Source organism: Halosimplex rubrum (genome assembly GCF_013415885.1).
In the GTDB taxonomy this organism is placed as follows: Archaea; Halobacteriota; Halobacteria; order Halobacteriales; family Haloarculaceae; genus Halosimplex; species Halosimplex rubrum.
The window spans coordinates 1156683-1172776 of the sequence record NZ_CP058910.1 but is presented as its reverse complement, the minus strand read 5'-3'; the positions used below and the strand labels follow the sequence as shown (position 1 = coordinate 1172776).

12 protein-coding genes and 1 pseudogene are annotated in these 16094 nt (G+C 62.9%); 7 read left to right on the top strand and 6 right to left on the bottom strand.

What is annotated here, in order from left to right:
- Nucleotides 1-88: 88 nt before the first annotated feature.
- On the bottom strand, nucleotides 89-640 hold the full coding sequence (locus HZS55_RS05900; protein WP_179910798.1) for a metal-dependent hydrolase: 552 nt from the start codon (nucleotides 638-640) through the stop codon (nucleotides 89-91).
- Between the two features lie 196 nt (nucleotides 641-836).
- Here HZS55_RS05900 and HZS55_RS05895 point away from each other — a divergent pair, with 196 nt between their 5' ends.
- On the top strand, nucleotides 837-3770 hold the full coding sequence (locus tag HZS55_RS05895) for a LamG-like jellyroll fold domain-containing protein (protein ID WP_179910797.1): 2934 nt from the start codon (nucleotides 837-839) through the stop codon (nucleotides 3768-3770).
- Here HZS55_RS05895 and HZS55_RS05890 read toward each other — a convergent pair.
- From HZS55_RS05890 to HZS55_RS05870, 5 genes are all read right to left on the bottom strand, one after another.
- Nucleotides 3767-4810, bottom strand: coding sequence for a DUF1616 domain-containing protein (locus HZS55_RS05890; protein ID WP_179910796.1), 1044 nt, complete (start codon nucleotides 4808-4810; stop codon nucleotides 3767-3769). The two genes, HZS55_RS05895 and HZS55_RS05890, sit on opposite strands and share 4 nt — an antisense overlap.
- A 91-nt stretch (nucleotides 4811-4901) precedes the next feature.
- Nucleotides 4902-5177: a hypothetical protein gene (locus HZS55_RS05885; RefSeq protein WP_179911803.1), complete on the bottom strand. Its 276-nt coding sequence runs from the start codon at nucleotides 5175-5177 to the stop codon at nucleotides 4902-4904.
- A gap of 79 nt (nucleotides 5178-5256) precedes the next feature.
- Nucleotides 5257-6129, bottom strand: coding sequence for a hypothetical protein (locus tag HZS55_RS05880; RefSeq protein ID WP_179910795.1), 873 nt, complete (start codon nucleotides 6127-6129; stop codon nucleotides 5257-5259).
- Nucleotides 6116-6538, bottom strand: coding sequence for a hypothetical protein (locus tag HZS55_RS05875; RefSeq protein ID WP_179910794.1), 423 nt, complete (start codon nucleotides 6536-6538; stop codon nucleotides 6116-6118). Before HZS55_RS05875 ends, HZS55_RS05880 begins: the two co-directional genes overlap by 14 nt.
- Before the next feature lie 40 nt (nucleotides 6539-6578).
- Complete coding sequence (locus tag HZS55_RS05870; protein ID WP_179910793.1) at nucleotides 6579-8006, bottom strand: DUF58 domain-containing protein; 1428 nt, start codon at nucleotides 8004-8006, stop codon at nucleotides 6579-6581.
- A 109-nt stretch (nucleotides 8007-8115) separates the two neighbouring features.
- On the opposite strand from HZS55_RS05870, the gene HZS55_RS05865 reads away from it, so the two are divergent.
- The 6 genes and pseudogenes from HZS55_RS05865 to HZS55_RS05840 all read left to right on the top strand — a co-directional run bounded on the left by HZS55_RS05865 (nucleotide 8116) and on the right by HZS55_RS05840 (nucleotide 16091).
- Entirely contained in the window at nucleotides 8116-10278 is a 2163-nt protein-coding gene (locus tag HZS55_RS05865) for a DUF4129 domain-containing protein (RefSeq protein WP_179910792.1), read from the top strand.
- Nucleotides 10279-10281: 3 nt separating this feature from the next.
- On the top strand, nucleotides 10282-11379 hold the full coding sequence (locus HZS55_RS05860; RefSeq protein WP_179910791.1) for a DUF4350 domain-containing protein: 1098 nt from the start codon (nucleotides 10282-10284) through the stop codon (nucleotides 11377-11379).
- Nucleotides 11372-12379, top strand: a complete 1008-nt coding sequence (locus HZS55_RS05855) for an AAA family ATPase (RefSeq protein ID WP_179910790.1) — start codon at nucleotides 11372-11374, stop codon at nucleotides 12377-12379. The genes HZS55_RS05860 and HZS55_RS05855 overlap by 8 nt, the downstream gene beginning before the upstream one ends.
- A gap of 152 nt (nucleotides 12380-12531) precedes the next feature.
- Complete coding sequence (locus tag HZS55_RS05850) at nucleotides 12532-13704, top strand: ArnT family glycosyltransferase (RefSeq protein ID WP_179910789.1); 1173 nt, start codon at nucleotides 12532-12534, stop codon at nucleotides 13702-13704.
- 63 nt (nucleotides 13705-13767) lie between these two features.
- A pseudogene (locus HZS55_RS05845) lies at nucleotides 13768-14426 on the top strand (IS6 family transposase).
- Nucleotides 14427-14648: 222 nt separating this feature from the next.
- A complete protein-coding gene (locus tag HZS55_RS05840) occupies nucleotides 14649-16091 on the top strand; it encodes a sugar transferase (RefSeq protein ID WP_179910788.1) in 1443 nt (480 codons plus the stop codon).
- The last annotated feature ends 3 nt before the right edge of the window (nucleotides 16092-16094 follow it).

Genomic DNA, 16094 nt, shown 5'->3' with positions numbered 1-16094 from the left:
CCTCTGTTTCGTCTCTTGTAGATGCATAATCTTCTATTTTACACGTGGCTCTTGCCGACCCCGGTGAAACGGCGTGAGATTCAACCGACTATCGAATACTACGCCTAATAGTTTTGAGTCCGAGGGTGTCCGACCGAAGCCAGACGACGACCGCCACCACGAGCAATCCGAACTGGAATATCAGGTACGAGTTCAACGTAAACGTCGTTAAATGTTCCATGAACGAACTATCGTTTGGATACGGCGGCGCGGCCAGCAGTGGCCACAACAGGTACGTCGTCCACTGCAACTGGTCCCATTGTCCCTGCAACAGCCCGAACACCACGCCCGGCCCGAGATCTACCAGGCTGTGCGACACCATCCCGACGCCTAGTCCGACGGTGACCTCTTGCCGCTGGATACGCCGACTGACCCAATAGGTGACTGTCACCATCACCAAAGCTGCGAAGAACGAGTGCATCAACGTCCGTCCCGACGGTAATACCGCAAACGTCCACGCCAAAGGCTTATCGACGAGATCCGGAAGTTGGCTCCCGACTGCAACGGCGACCAACGGCCACAGTCGCTGCCGGTGTCCGCGCAGTCGTACAATCGCGACGTATGATAGATATGCGACAGCCAAGTGCCCCCATGGCCACATTGCCGTTCACTTTCGGGTCGGAGATTGTGACCTTTTTGTTCGACGCATACACAATTCACACATCCGTTGCTCCGTGGGATCACTGTATCTATCGATCCAATCTGTAGCTGTTGGGGATGAGTGACCGGTTTTATATCATAGCTGTGGCTGCTCGATCCAACAGAACTTAACCCGAAGCGGTGGTCTGAGAACCTGGATGCCGACGGCACGAGACGACGCCGAGCGATTATTAGAGGAGTACCCGGAGCTAGAGGGGCCACTCGGGCAGATGTTGGAGGTAGACGCCGACGGTCCCTGGGAGTTCGACGACGTGCCGGTCGACACGGGTCAGTTCGGTAAGATCGTCGCCAGCGGGGTCGTCGAGAAAACCGGCGACGGCTACCGGGTCGCCGACCCGGAAGCGCTCGGTGCGGTGCTAGACTCGCCGGAAGCGGCGGTTGAGAGCAGTGATACCGGAGACGGGGTGAGCAGTGCGCTTGCGCTCGGAGTTCCGGATTTCACCTGGCCTCTGTCGAAGCGGACGACCCTGTCGCTGGCGGGCCTGCTGGCGTTCGTCGTGGTCCTGCGGGTCGTGTTCGTCTACGACTCGGTCTATCGGGAGACGATAACCCTGGTCGGAAACGATCCCTACAAGCGGCTGTACTGGATCGAACAGCTCCAGGCGGAGTACAGCCCGGTGGCGCTCGATTCGCTTCCCGAGGGGGTCAGTCTCGATGGCGACACGCTCATGCTAGTCGCAGCGTGGTGGGCCTCGGAACTGCTTGGCGGAACCGTCACGAGTGCCCGGACCGTGCTGGCGTGGTACCCCGTCCTCGCCGCGGTGGTGACGGCGGTGACGGTATTCGAGATTACCCGACAACTGACCGACGACATCCGCGTTGCGCTTGCGAGCGTCCTCATGCTGGCAGTCACGCCGGTCCACGCCTATCGGACGGTACTCGGGTTTGGCGATCACCACGCGTTTGACTACATCTGGCTGGGATTGACGGTGCTGGTGATGGTCCGCTGGGAACGGCTCGTCGCTGGGACTACCCCGCCGACCCGCGACCGGCTGGGTGAGTGGCGTTTCCAGCTGACGACCGTCGCCCTTGGCGTTTTGCTCGCAATCCAGTCGCTGTCCTGGGTCGGCGCCCCGATGCTACTCGTCCCGTTCGTCCTCTACACCGTCCTCCGTGGTGCGTTCGCGCTGCGCGGTGGGACGTCGCCGCTGGTCGCGACTCTCCCGTACATAGGCGGCGGCCTGTTCGCGGGTGTGCTGGTTCTTCTAGTCCACGCCAGCTTGGGATGGCTGCCTGGGTTTCGAGCGCTGTTTCCGCTGGTCGCAGTGGTCGTCGCTACCGTCGGGGTCGGCTACTTGGAAGCGACCCGCCGGTCGTCGCTATCGCCGCGGGCCGCGCTCACCAGCGGAGCCGCGACGACGCTGCTGGCTGGTGTCCTCGCCGTCACATTCGTCCCCGGGATGGCGACGGCGCTCAAGCAGGCCAGCGGACTGTTCCAGGAGCAGACGATCGCCGAGTCAGCCAGCCTGTTCACTACAGAGCTTGGTGTGTTGGGTGGGCCGTTGCCGTTTTTCGGGTTCATCCTCTTTCTCGCGCTCCCGTTCGTCGCAGTCGGGCTGTACCGCGCGCTCACCGATAATGACCCGACATGGGCAATCCCGGCCGTCTACGGCGTTTACTTCCTGTTCTGGTCGCTCGTGAAGGTCAGGTTTGCGGGGCCACTGTCGCTGTTCACCGCGGTGTTCGCGGGCGTCGGCTTCCTCCGTCTGGCCGCCTTGGTCGATCTGGCCCGGCCCGTTCAGGCGTTCGGCGAGCAGACCGGAATCGACAACCTCCCCAGTCTATCCGGTCGGCAAGTCGCCTCAGTCGCCGTCTTGTTTCTACTGGTCGCCAGCCTCGCTCTCATACAGACCCCGATCAAACAGGACCAGCTAGCCATCGGCGACGACACCTACGATACGGCTCGATGGATCGACCAGTACGCCGAGGACAATGGTCTTGACTACCCCGACAATGGGGTGTTCAGCCAGTGGGACACCACCCGCTTTTACAACTACTTCGTCAATGGACAGTCGGATTCGTACTTCTATGAACGGAATTTCTACAGCCCGTTCCTTGGATCGACCGATCCGGGCGGCTGGTACGAGCGGTTGCGCGGCCGCTATGGGTTCGTCCTCTACGCCGGCCAGCGCAACGATACCGAGGGGCCGACTATAGAGAACCGAATGATGGGCGAGGGACAGTTACCGAGCTTCGGTCACTACCGGCTGGTGTACGACGCCAACGACGGGCCACAGAAGGTGTTCCAGCTCGTCGAGGGGGCGACCATCGTGGGCGTCGCGAACAGTTCTGGGACTGTGACCGCTGGGACGCAAGCGAGCGTCGGAAGCGAAACTCGGACGTACCAGCGGGAGGTACGGGTCAATCCAGATGGCGTGTACTCGGTGAGGGTACCCTATTCAGGGACGTACACAGTCGCTGATACCGAGGTGACAGTGACCAAGCGCGCGATAGTCGACGGGAGGCGCGAGGTGCTCCACAGCCGGACTGGCCTGGCCCACTGGCCGTTTGACGAGGCTAATGACACGATTGTGTACGATCGGGTTGGCGGACACCGCGGTGTCAGCACTAACGTGACGACTGTTGTTGATGGCTACCGCGGAAGAGCGGTTCAGTTCGACGGGGACGGCTACATCGTGACGGATGTCGATCCCGTCGATCAATTCACCGTGAGTATGTGGGTCAAGCCGGCGGGGACTGAGGCCGACGGCTTCCAGAGTCTCCTGCGGGGACGTGAAGGTGTTTTCGTGCTGCTCAACGATGGGAACCTCGTCGTGGACCTGCCTGGTGTGTCGGACGAACCGCTCAGGGGTGGGAAGGTTCCAAACGGTACGTGGACACAGGTGGCCGTCACCTATGACGGGGCGCAACGAACCCTGTACGTCAACGGCACGGAGGTCGCCAGCGACAGGCCGTCAGGGGGACCAGCCAAGTGGACGCCGCCGTTGTCGATCGGTGGTGAAACGAACCGCGACGGCGACTTCACGGGCACGATCGACGAGGTCAGACTTTACGACCGGGCACTCTCGGCTGCCGAAGTCGAGCGGCTCGCCGGAAACGGGACGAGCTAACCGTTGCCGTTCACGTACAATGATGTCCAGCGATAGGCGCTGTCGAGACCCGGGTCGGCCGGCGGGCTGCCCCGGTACAACATGAACGCTACGCGAACTCGTTGACCCGCCGTCATCGGTGTGATCCGGACTGACCGCTGGCTGGTCTCGTTGTGGTCCAGGGCGACGCCGAACCGCTCTATCTCTCTGGCCCCCTGGACGATAGTTTCGTTGTTCGTGTGCTGGATTTGCTGGATTTCGACCACGACAGTGTAGTTCTGTGACCGGTGTTCGCGGTTGCGGACGCCGACAGCGACTGGTGCCGACTCCCCGACCGTGACGTTCGTGGGGTACTCGTCAGCGATCAGGTCGCCCTCCTCGTCTTCGGTGAGGAGGTAGAACTCGGTGAACGACTCGCCCTGTTTTGGGACGCCGACGGCGTAAGTGACACTCCCAGCAGCCAGGAGGACGCTTGCGACTAGCAGGACGTTCAACGCCGCGTCGGCCCGCGAGTCGGGTTCGAACAGTTCCCGGCGGCCGGCCGCGACCCAGGTCCGGTAAGGGACGGTGAACCGCTCGTCTTTGGGGAGCGCCCAGCGACGTCGCGCGGCCGCCGCCGCCGCAACTGCGGTAACGCCGTTGACGCTCAGCATAACCGGGACCATCCGGGTCCCCCACGGCGTGAAGTTCAACACGAGTCCGACCAGCGGAACAACGACAATGCTGAGGCCGAACGAGAGCGTGATACGCTCAATGCCGTCTATCTCCGACCAGTCATTGGCCGATTTCTCTTCGATGTCACCGTTTTCGCCGGCGGATTCGGCCGGCGATCCGCCCGCCTCGGGAAAGAGCGCCGCGATTAGGGCATACCCGGGAACGAACAGAACGAACGGCAGACCGAGCGCGACGCGGACCGGCGAGTTCCGAACGACCGGGAGGACAACCGCGAGGTTCGCCAGCGCGACGAACGAGAAGACGGCGGCCAAGTCGCCGGGGAGGTCCCGTACCTGCCTTGGGAGGAGCAACAGCCATGAGCGGGCCGGTTGGTCCTCATGCGCCATATAAACGGAGACGATCCGAGGCGGGTAAAAGCCTATTGATACCGGAGTCGAGCGCCCAGGTCGCCGTGGCCATGAATCGGCGCTTGACCGTTCAGAACACGCCGGGGGGGAGAATCGCCAGTATCCGCCGGACAACGACGTACGCGAATCCGACGAGGCTGACCAGAATGATCCACTTCAGCCGCCGACGCCACTGCGGGGTGACGTTGAACGGAGCGGTAAGTTCGACGACGATCAGAAAGCCGATCAGCGATACGACGAAGTACAGGTCAAAGGATAGTGCCGAGAAGACGACGAGAATCACCAGCGTCGCGAGCATCCACACGGCTTGCCCGAGGATGAATTGCTGTCGGTGCGCCATCGCCACTACTGCCGGGTTGTCGACCTGCACGTTAAGAAGTATCGGTCACGCAGTTCATTCGCCCAGATCTCTTTGGTCATCCGCCTCAATCGGTTTCGTCCACCATCCACGAGCACGTTACCACGAACTCGTCCCCATCTTCTACGGTCTCGGCCGCCGTCGCTTCTTCGACGGCCCGCGCGACACTCACGCCCAGCAACGACGCGACGGGATGGTCGAATCGGTCGACTCCGCCCATTGCACTCCCGGAGACGCGTACCGCGACCCGGCTCTCGCCGACCGTCTCGGCCCACGCACTCTCGACGAGCTCGAACTCCTCGACCAGCGCGTCACTCAGTTCCCGCGCCAGCTCCCCGACCTCCTCGCTGGGCTCGCCGCTCACCGCGTCTTCGAGATCGGCATACAGATCTGCGGCACTCGGCCGCAGTGCCATCCCGCGACCCTTGGGATCGTCGACCACGACAAACCGGTCGTCCAGCGCCGCCTCCGCGGGCACCTCGTACTCGGGATGCTGTGGAACGAACAGGCGCACGTCCGAGACCCCGCCGCTTTCGCCGGCCCCACGAGGCACATAGACACGCTCGTCGGTCAGCCCCAGCTCCGTCACAGCCTGTGACTCATTGCGCGCCAGCGAGGCATAGACGGCCTCGCCTACGGACGCAGAGATGAACTGCTCGGGCGTCAGGAAGTAGATCAGCACTCCCAGAAAGACGCCGGTCCCGCCGAGCGCGACCAGCACCGTCCGCGCGCTCGCGACAACCGCCCCTGCCGCGAGTACCAAGACGCCAACGAGAACCAGCGTCGTGGCACTCTGGCGGTACTGGGACTGTCGCGCGCGAACGTACTCCGCGCGCAGCCGTTCGTTCTCCTCACGGAGGACTGCGAGTTCGCCCCGTAATCGCTCGGTCTCGGAGACATCGGTCGACACTGTCTCTTCGGCAATCTCACTCATGCTCATCGGCTACCTCCACGAGTCCAAGCGCGACGAGTTCAATGCGGTGGAGCGCGTAAACAGCGAGCACGACGAGCGCGGTGATTCCGAGGGTGGCAAGCCACAGGTCCCAGAGACGGGTCAGTGCCCACGTTCCGCTAACTGCGGCAACCCAGGTTAGACACAGGGCGGCGACGGGGCCGGTCGAACGGTCCCCAGAGAGGAACGTGACGGCGGCGACAAGAATAACCAACCCTCCTTCGACAGCCAGGAGACTCAGGCCGTCAAAAGGGTTGGCGATGAGTAAGGCGAAGTGGGCGACGAAGACGGCGGCAACGGCCGACCACATCTCTGCCGCACCGGCAACCGGAGCGGGGTCGGACCTGCCCTCGCCGGCGGCGCGACGGCGAGGAGAGGGCCCGGTGGACGCTGTCATCGACGTAACTCGACACCCGTCGGATTTCAACTTTCTGGAATTACCGCCGTCGATCATCCGAGAGCAATGCCGACAACCGCCTGCCGGGTCCGACCTCGTAGGCGGCCACCTGCTCCATCCGAGCGAGTTCCCGCCGGAACGATTCGAAATTGCTGTACTGGTCATAAGCATCGTCCAGGTCGGCTAGACTCCCAGTCTCGTAGAGGACAGTGGGCGAAAGGAAACAGACGACATGATTGCCATTCGACCGGGCTACCCGGATTGTCTCTCGAAGGCCTGCCCGATCACTATCATCAGTAAACAGTAGCACCCAGTGATCGCTTCCAAGCCGGTTAATATAGGTGTGCATCGTGCCAAACAGCGGATTATCGTCTATCTTGCGAACATATTGCTCCGCCGTACTGAGATATGGCCGAAGCATCCGACCGAAAGCCGAGTCGTCATTCTCAATAGTAGTCGCTGTACGCCTCGCTGCAAGCATTCTCCCTGTCTGTAGTTGACCCCGGCTCACTGCACTACTCGTAGTCGGTTCGAGATCGTGTAACAACGTTTGAACGTCTCGGTAGTGGTCCGATGCGGTCGACGGTCGCTCTTCAACGGTCAGGCCCTTGTCACCCACGGCATAGAAACCGAGCGGATCGTCGGCTGATTCCGCGGCAGTTGCGATTGTCAGCGCAACCTCTCGGAGGTAGTCGAACTTTGTCTCGCCCTCGGGACCTTCGCCCATCCGACTCCGATGATCCATCACCAGCACGGTCTGTCGGTCGCTTTCGACTTCGTACTGTCGAACATGCGGGTACGCCAACCTCGCAGTCGCCTTCCAGTCAATGTTGCTCACGGAGTCACCGGGCATGTACTCACGCAGTTCCGCGGGGTCGGTCCCCTGCCCGTACTGGTCCGTTCGATGTCCACCGAACGGCGCTGCCACCGCGTCACCACCCTCGCCGACGTGGATGTTCCGCGGCTGTCGTGGTTCGACCTGTACCCCGGTCTCTGACCCACGCTGGACCGACTCGGTGAACATCCCGTACGTATCGACGACGGAGACAGTCGGTTCCGGAATCGTTGTTCGACCAACTACTGGCCACTCCGCCGAAAACGTGGTCGTTGCCGACTCATCGCCGGCATCGAGTATAACCGTCCGATCGTCGCGGTCGACGCTCCCAGCGATAACGGGCATCCCAGCCGTGACCGACAGCGGTATCGGAGTTCTCGATGGGACGGAGACCGTGAGTGTGATCTCCATTCGGTCGTCGCGATTGACGAACCGCGCATCGGTCGTCATCTCGACCGAGATGTCGTCGTCGAGCTGCCGGATATCCCGCAGAAACGCATACTGGCGCGAAAGAACGATCGCCCCGACCCCGGCGGCACCGACGACGGGCTCCGGCCGGGCGAAGACCACGCCCAACACCGCCAGCAGAGCACCGATACCGGCCATCGACCAGAACCGGGGCGTCGGATCCATACCGGAGCGAGCGGACCGACCACATTCAAGCTACTGTTGTCCAGCGAGATCACAGGGCGTTTCAGCCAGAGAGGAAGGGATTAAATCCGCCGGCGGGATACACCGGGGTATGAACCGCCCCGCCCTCCTCCCAGACGACGGGCTCTCGCGGGCGCTCGTGGCCCTCGGGGTCGCGATACTCGTCGTCGGACTGGTGGTTGGGGCTATCGCTCCCGTAGCCGGCATCTCCGGCCTCGGATCGACGGGAAGTGTCGGCGAGCCGAAACAGGTTGACCCCGCCGAAGTCGGGAGCGAGGGGAGCCTGAGCGCGGTCGAGCAACAACTTGCCCAGCGCCTCGCCGAACGGGCCCGAAGCGGCGCCGTCAATCTCAGCAGCGGCGACATCGAACAGGCCCGCGAACGGGTCAACGGAACGGAGTACCAGTCGCTCCTGCAGCAGTATTCGTCGGTCGCCAACCAGACCGGTAACACGGAACAAACGATCGCCTACCGACGGATGCTCGAAGCGCAGGCCACGTTTATCGACTCGCTGGACCGATACAATCGGGTCCACGACCGCTACGAAGCGTTTCGGGACGCGGAGTACACCGCGGTGGAGTTGGCCGATGCCCGGACGCGGCCAGACCTGAGCGAGTACGAGGCGGGCAGCGACAAACCGTCGCCGGTCGACGAGACGCAGATCTACCGAAGCGCCCACCGGCTCTCGCGGCTCGCCGGCGCAGTCAACGAGAGCGGGACCCGGCTCAACCGACGGTACCAGCGGCTCAGCAACCTCTCGAACCGGAACTTCACGACGACACGTGCTTCGATCAACGAGAGCGTCGGGAACGTCACGACGAGACAGGAAACCGTCCGCGATCAGACGTTCGTCTCGACCGACCTGACCGTCGCGGAGCACTCGCGGACGGCGTCGTTCTCGGACCCGCTGTCGATCAGGGGCTCGGTCACCGCGAACGGGTCGGGAGTCGAGAACGGAACGCTCAACGTCACCGCGGGCAACCAAACTCTCGAAGCGACGACCGGGCCGAACGGCTCGTTCGCTGTCAGCTACCGACCGGCGCTGGTCTCGGCGAACACCAGTAGCGTGACCGTGGCGTACGTTCCCGAAAACGACTCCGCACACGCCCCCGTGAGCGAGCGGCTGAACGTGAAATTCACGCGGGAAACGCCGCACGCGGAAGTGACCGCCGAGCCGGAGTCGCTCAGCTACGACGACCGACTCATGGTGAGCGGCTGGGTGAGCGTCGAGGGGACGGGTGTTCCGGACGCCCCCTACGTGATCCTCGTCGGCGGACAGGTGTTCGCGCGCAACGAGACCGACGAAACAGGTCGATTCGACGCCTCCGAGCCACTTTCGAGTTCGGTCGCCGACGGCGAACGGACGGTCCGCGTGCTCGTGCCGCTCGAAGACAGGACACTGGCCAGCACGAGCGCGAACACGACGGTAGACATCGTCGAACTCGGGACGAACCTGTCGGCGGCAGCGACCGACGTTGACGGACAGACGGTGCGCGTGTCCGGGCGGTTCTCGCGGCTGAACGGCGGCGGGATCCCCAACCAGACCGCCGACATCGCGGTCAACGGCACGTCGGTCGCGACGACGGAGACGACCGCGAACGGGTCGTTCGCGACGGCGGTCGCCGTGCCGAGCGCACAACTCGACGGGGGGCTCCTCGGTGGATCGCGAACGATCGGCGTCGAAGCGTCGTACCAAGACACCGGCAGCAACCTCGCCCCCTCGCGGGCCACCGACTCTCTCACCGTGCGGACGAGCGGCCAGCCCGTCCTGCTCGGCGGACTCGCAGCTCTGGTCATCGCGCTCGGCGGCGGTGCGCTCCTCGCGCGTCGCCGCCCCTGGGAAGCCGGCGGCGGCGAAGCGGGAGGCGACGGGTTGGACGAACCGATGGTCTCGACGGGGCAGGTCGGACGTAGCGACGAAGACACGACATCGCTTCTCGCGGCGGCACGCGAGCAACTGGGATCCGACCCCGAGACCGCGATCCGCGTCGGATACGCGGCACTCAGAGACCGGATCGAACGGCGCAACGCCGTCCCGGGCGACGGCCGCACCCACTGGGAGTTCTACCGCGACTGCGAGGCCGCCGACGTGGACGAGGAGACGCTGGAGACGCTCCGGGCGGTGACCGAACGCTACGAGCAGGTCGCATACGCCGCCGAGGGGGTCGGAACCGACGCAGCGCGGTCGACGATCGAAACCGTCGACTCGTTCGTCGACGAGTCCACGGGAACCACCCCGGGAGGGAGCGACTGACCGATGGCGTTCGACGACTACGACTACCCGCGGGTGGCCGTACTCGTGCTCCTGGTCGCGGTGAACCTCGCCTTAGTCGGCGCGATGACCACCTCGTCAGCCGCGTACGGCCCGTACAATGGCGAGTGGGACGGCGCCGACACGCTCCGGACGAGCGCGAGCGAGTCGGCCGAGGTCGACCTGGCGACGACGACCGACCGCTACGGCGAACTCTCGGCCGGTGAGTCGCTCGCCGTCGTCCTCGCGCCGAGCGAACCGACCGACGGGGAAGCCGCGCAGGTCCAATCGTTCGTCTCCCGGGGCGGGACGCTCGTCGTCGCCGGCGAGAGCCCGAACGCGACCGACCCCTATCTCGATGCCGTCGGGTCGAGCGTCCGCGTGAACGGCACCCAGCTCCGCGACGACCAGAACAACTACCGCGGACCCCAGTTGCCGGTCGCGAACAACGTCTCCGACCACAACCTGACCGAGGGTGTCGAGTCGGTCACGCTCAACGACGGGACGGCTCTCGAACCGAGCGACGCACCCTCGTTCAACGAGAGCGACGTGACGCCGCTGATCAACAGTTCGACCGTCGCGTACCTCGATTCGAACGGCAACGAGACCTACGACACCGGCGAACCGTTCGGGTCGCTCCCGGTCGCGACCGTCGAACCGGAAGGCGAGGGCCACATCGTCGCCGTCAGTGACCCGAGCGCCTTCACGAACGCGATGCTCGACCGCGAGGGGAATCAGGCCTTCCTCGCGGCGCTGCTCGACGGCCGGGAACACGTCCTGCTGGACTACTCCCAGCACTCGTCGCTGCCGCCGCTCGTCTACGCCCTGATCACCGTCCGCACCAACGCGCCGCTCCAGCTACTGGTCAGCGTCCTCGCCTTCGGCGCCTTCGGCACGTACGTCAACCGCGGGCGGCTGTTCGCGGCCGCGGAGTCCGCGCTCGGTCGCGACGGCGACGAGTTCGATATCGACGATATCACGCTCGACGAGGCCGCTGTCAAGGCGCTCATCGAGGACCGTCACCCCGACTGGGACGAGGAGTACGCCGACCGCGTAACAGAAGCGATTATACGCCAGCGGGAGGGACCACGGAACGATGACTGAGCCCGCCGCCCTCTACGAGGCCATCCGTGAGGAGGCCGGATCCGTCCTCATCGGCAACGACCACGCCGTCGAGGGGTTGACCATCGCGATGCTCACCCGCGGGCACGTCCTCCTCGAAGGCGTCCCCGGCGTCGCGAAGACGACGGTCGCGAACCTCTTCGCGCGGGCGACCGGGCTCAACTACAACCGCGTCCAGATGACGCCGGACATCCTCCCCGCAGACATCACCGGCACCTACGTCTACCGCGAGCAGTCCGGCGAGTTCGAACTCCGGCGCGGCCCCGTCTTCGCCAACGTCGTCGTCGCCGACGAGATCAACCGCGCGACCGCCAAGACCCAGTCGGCCCTCCTGGAGGCGATGCAGGAACGTCACGTCACCGTCGAGGGCGACACCCTCGAACTCCCGACGCCGTTTATCGTCATCGCGACGCAGAACCCCATCGAGATGGAGGGCACCTTCGAGCTCCCCGAGGCCCAGCGCGACCGCTTCGACCTGAAACTCACCGTGGGGCTGCCCGACCGCGACGAGGAGTCCGAGCTCCTGAATCGCTTCGACTCCGAGCCCGAGATGGGCCCCGACTCCGCCGAGCAGGTCGTCGACCGCGACGACATCCTCTCTGCGCAGGCGGTCGTCGAGGACGTGTACATCGACGAGAGCGTCAACGACTACATCCTCGATCTGGTGGCGGCCTCCCGGGAGTCGCCGGACACCACTCACGGCGCCTCGCCGCGCGCGTCGCTGGCCTTCCTCAACACCTCGAAGGCTCGGGCCGCCATCCACGGTCGCGATTACGTCATCCCCGACGACGTGAAGGCGCTGGTCGAACCGATCCTCGCCCACCGGCTCGTCCTCTCGACCGAGGCTGACCTGAGCGACGTGACGCCCGAGGACGTGGTCGAAGACATCGTCGAGCAGGTCGAACCCCCGAGTCGCGAGGCCGCCCAGCGGGCGCCCGCCGTCAGCGACGGCGGCGACGACCGCGACGGTGACGAGGCGTAAATCCCGCGTAGTCAGGTCCTCATGAATCCGGCAGTAGTCCGTAGTCTTATGTAGCAGATCGTCTCTGTAACACTTTCGTCTGTTACATGAGAAACTACAACGGAAACCAGCTGCCAGCAGATTGAATTACCAGCAGAATGAGAGTGGGGAATATGTCTATCGACGATGTCGTTGGCCGAGCGAACGCCGAGCTCTTAACGCATACGGGTGCTGCCTATGGGGCGCTATTTGTAATAGCAACCGCTATCAGAGCCACCTATTGGCAGATGAGTGGTGATAAAATCGTACCCAGTTCGGAAACTTTTCTCAGCCTCTGTGAACCGTTACCGGCCGATTTTAGCGGATTTTTCGCAATACTCTCTGATTTCGGACCATACTGGACACTGTTTTCGGGCTATTGGGTTCCGATGTGTGGTGTCTACAAAGTAGCCGGTGGATCGGTCACCGCTGTTGTCTTATGGCAGATCTTTCTCTCTGCAGCCACGTGTGTGCTAATCTTTGATCTCGGACGGCGCTACTTCACACCACTTGCCGGGCTCATCGCTGGGCTATTCATGGCCGGGATGCTCGATAACTTTGCTTGGACGACCCGGCTTCTCAGCGACGTGATGTTTACCTTCTTGATTACGCTTTCTCTCTGGCAACTCCACCGATATAGGACTCACCGCTCACGGGCGAATCAGTTCATCCTCGCTGGAATACTCTTGTGGCTTGCACTTACGAAGCCACAGGGGCTGCCCGTCGTGGTGGTCTGGTTGACCTTTGATCTTTTGCCTCGTCGGTACGACCTTGGGTACGATATTATTCCGTACCGGCGTGTTTCAGCCCTCTTAGCTGGTGTTCTCATGGTACCATTACTCGCAATTACGATTCCATGGGGCCTTGAACAAGGCATTAAATCTTGGCGAGACGGGCTACTCGTTCAGTTCGATCCGACTTTCACCTACGAGTACGTTCCCCGTGCTGCTACGGGTGCAGTTGAATTTCTTCTCGTGAACATTGATTATATGATAATAATGGCTGCGCTCAAGACGATTTTATTCTATCTTCCCGTTGTCGGCCGCTTTTCACTACTTCACAACGCGATCAATATGGTGACATTACTCCCAGTTACACTGTTCGGGTTCGCTGGGTTTGTAAAATTGATCCGGAACCGGAAACATGTTGCACGTGATCTTGGCGTTCCGGTAATAGTTCTGACAGCTATCGTCGCTGCGACATTTATTGACTATTCGTGGGGATATCGGCCACCAGTAATCCCCTCACTGGCACTCGCAACCGGATATCTACTTACTGAGAACCGCTGGCTATCTACGCGCTCGTGAACATTCTTCATAATTCCGGTCAGTTAAGCATGAATCGTGAGGCCGACGGATTTCTTTGTGTTCATGCCAGAGATCAGCCGCTTCAGTGGGGTGTATATACTGGCTTGATCTGAGTTTTGTGGAGCGCAAGCGGACATCCGAACCGGCGATGGCGCTAGGTATTTAGTCGCACGTTTCGGGGCTGTTCCTGTCGAATACCGTCGAATTACTCGGAGGTCTGCGTCGAGCGAAGTCGAAAAGAGATCCATGATCTGGTCCAGAGATCTGATCTACAGCCCGAATTTGGTCAATCACCGAATCAGACCTCTCTCGACGAAACGGTGATTCGGATCAACGACCAGCAACTCCGGCTGTACGCCGCCTTCAGAACGGCTGTGGCGTTCTGATTGGCTGCACAAGAGCGTCGCTCTTGTGAACGCTCCAGACACCGAGACCAACAATCTGCTTCACGGCCGGCTCATTTTAACGACCGCGACAGTACTCACCGAAATCTTCCTCCACAAACTGTGACAGAAACACGATGTCGAAAACGCTGCCTTTCTCGTTGACGGCGTTCAACACCACCAACCGTACTCCAACGAGTTGGACGCCGATTTCAGATGCGTCGCCACGGAAATCGAACCGCTATCGAACGCGTCTTTCGAGAACTCAAGCGTCGAATGTCGTCGTTCTCGAACTGCTTCAATCACGTCGAACCAGGTACCGTCGATTCACGGCTTTAAACTATCTTTCGACATGACAATTCCATTAGCTAAACGATGGCGATAGACGAGCCCGAATCTATCTCCACGCTCTTAGCAGGTATCGTTACAAGTGTGTTAGTTGTCAATTCGAGAGTGAACGCCTCCTACGGCAGTAGATCGGTCGTCACCGGTCCCTGGCTGTATTCACCGCCGATAATTACGACACAGCGTTTATATCAGTTTGTTCGAGAATACAGGACGATGAACTCGCGGTGGCAGTATCGAGTCGCGAGCGTGGGGGCGACCGTCGTCCTGACGCTCCTCGTGCTCGTCGTCGCGAACCACCCGTTCGTCCAGAACCTGTTCGCGTTGGTCCCCTACTTCGGGGGGCCGGCGCCGTCGGTCCTGACGGGCGGGCAGTTCGCGGTCGCCATCGCGACGACGATCGGCGTCGTGAGCGCGGCGATGTGGCCTGTCTTCAAGCCGCGTCCGCGACGGATCCTCGACACCATCCTCCTGACCCAGAAGCGGGTCCTTCTGGCGATGGTCGGGCTGGCCGCGCTGGGCTACTACAACTACACCTACAGGCTCCCGCGGTCGACGCTGATGATCGTGACCGGACTGCTCTTCGTCGGCCTGCCGGTGACGATGGCGGCGATCCGCCGTCGGCCGCCGGGCACCGAACGGGCCGTCATCGTCGGCGACGACCCGGCCGCGATGGCGGACGTGCTCGCGACGGCCGAACCCGACGTGGTCGGCTACGTCTCGCCGTTCGCGGGCCGGGAGAGCGGGACCGGCCCGGGCGGGCCGGGCGTCACGGACGGGGGCGTCGTCCTCGAGGAGGACCCCCTCGCCGAGCTGGAGTGTCTCGGCGGCCTCTCCCGGCTGGAGGAGATACTCGTCGCCTACGACGTGGACACGGCCGTGCTGGCGTTCGGCGACGCCGACCGCATGGAGTTTTTCGGCGCGCTCGACACCTGCTACGAACACGGGGTCGTCGCGAAGGTCCACCGCGACCACGCCGACAGCGTGCTGACCAGCGGCGTCTCCGAGAGCGACCTCCTCGACATCGACCTGGAACCGTGGGACACCCAGGACTACGTCGTCAAGCGCGCGTTCGACATCGCCTTCGCCGCGACGGGACTGGTCGCCCTCGCGCCGGTGATCGCGGCCGTCGCCGTCGCCGTCAAACTCGACAGCCCCGGGCCCGTCCTGTACCGCCAGGAGCGTACCGCCGAGTTTGGCGACCGCTTCCCGGTCTACAAGTTCCGGAGTATGGTCGTCGACGCCGAATCCGCCACGGGACCGAAACTGAGCGAGGAAGACGCGGGCGAGATCGACCCCAGGGTCACTCGCGTGGGTCGGTTCCTCCGGCGGACCCACCTCGACGAGATCCCCCAGCTGTGGTCGATCCTCGTCGGCGACATGAGCGTCGTCGGCCCGCGCCCGGAGCGGCCGGAACTCGACACGGAGATGGAGACGACCGCCGACACGTGGCGCCGACGCTGGTTCGTCCGACCCGGGCTGACCGGCCTCGCCCAGATCAACGACGCCACCGGCCACGACCCCGAGGAGAAGCTCCGCTACGACGTGGAGTATATCCGCCGGCAGTCCTTTTGGTTCGACCTGAAGATCGTGATCCGCCAGCTGTGGGACGTCGGCGCCGACGCGGTTCGAACCGTCCGGCCTAAGACCGACCGATGAGTC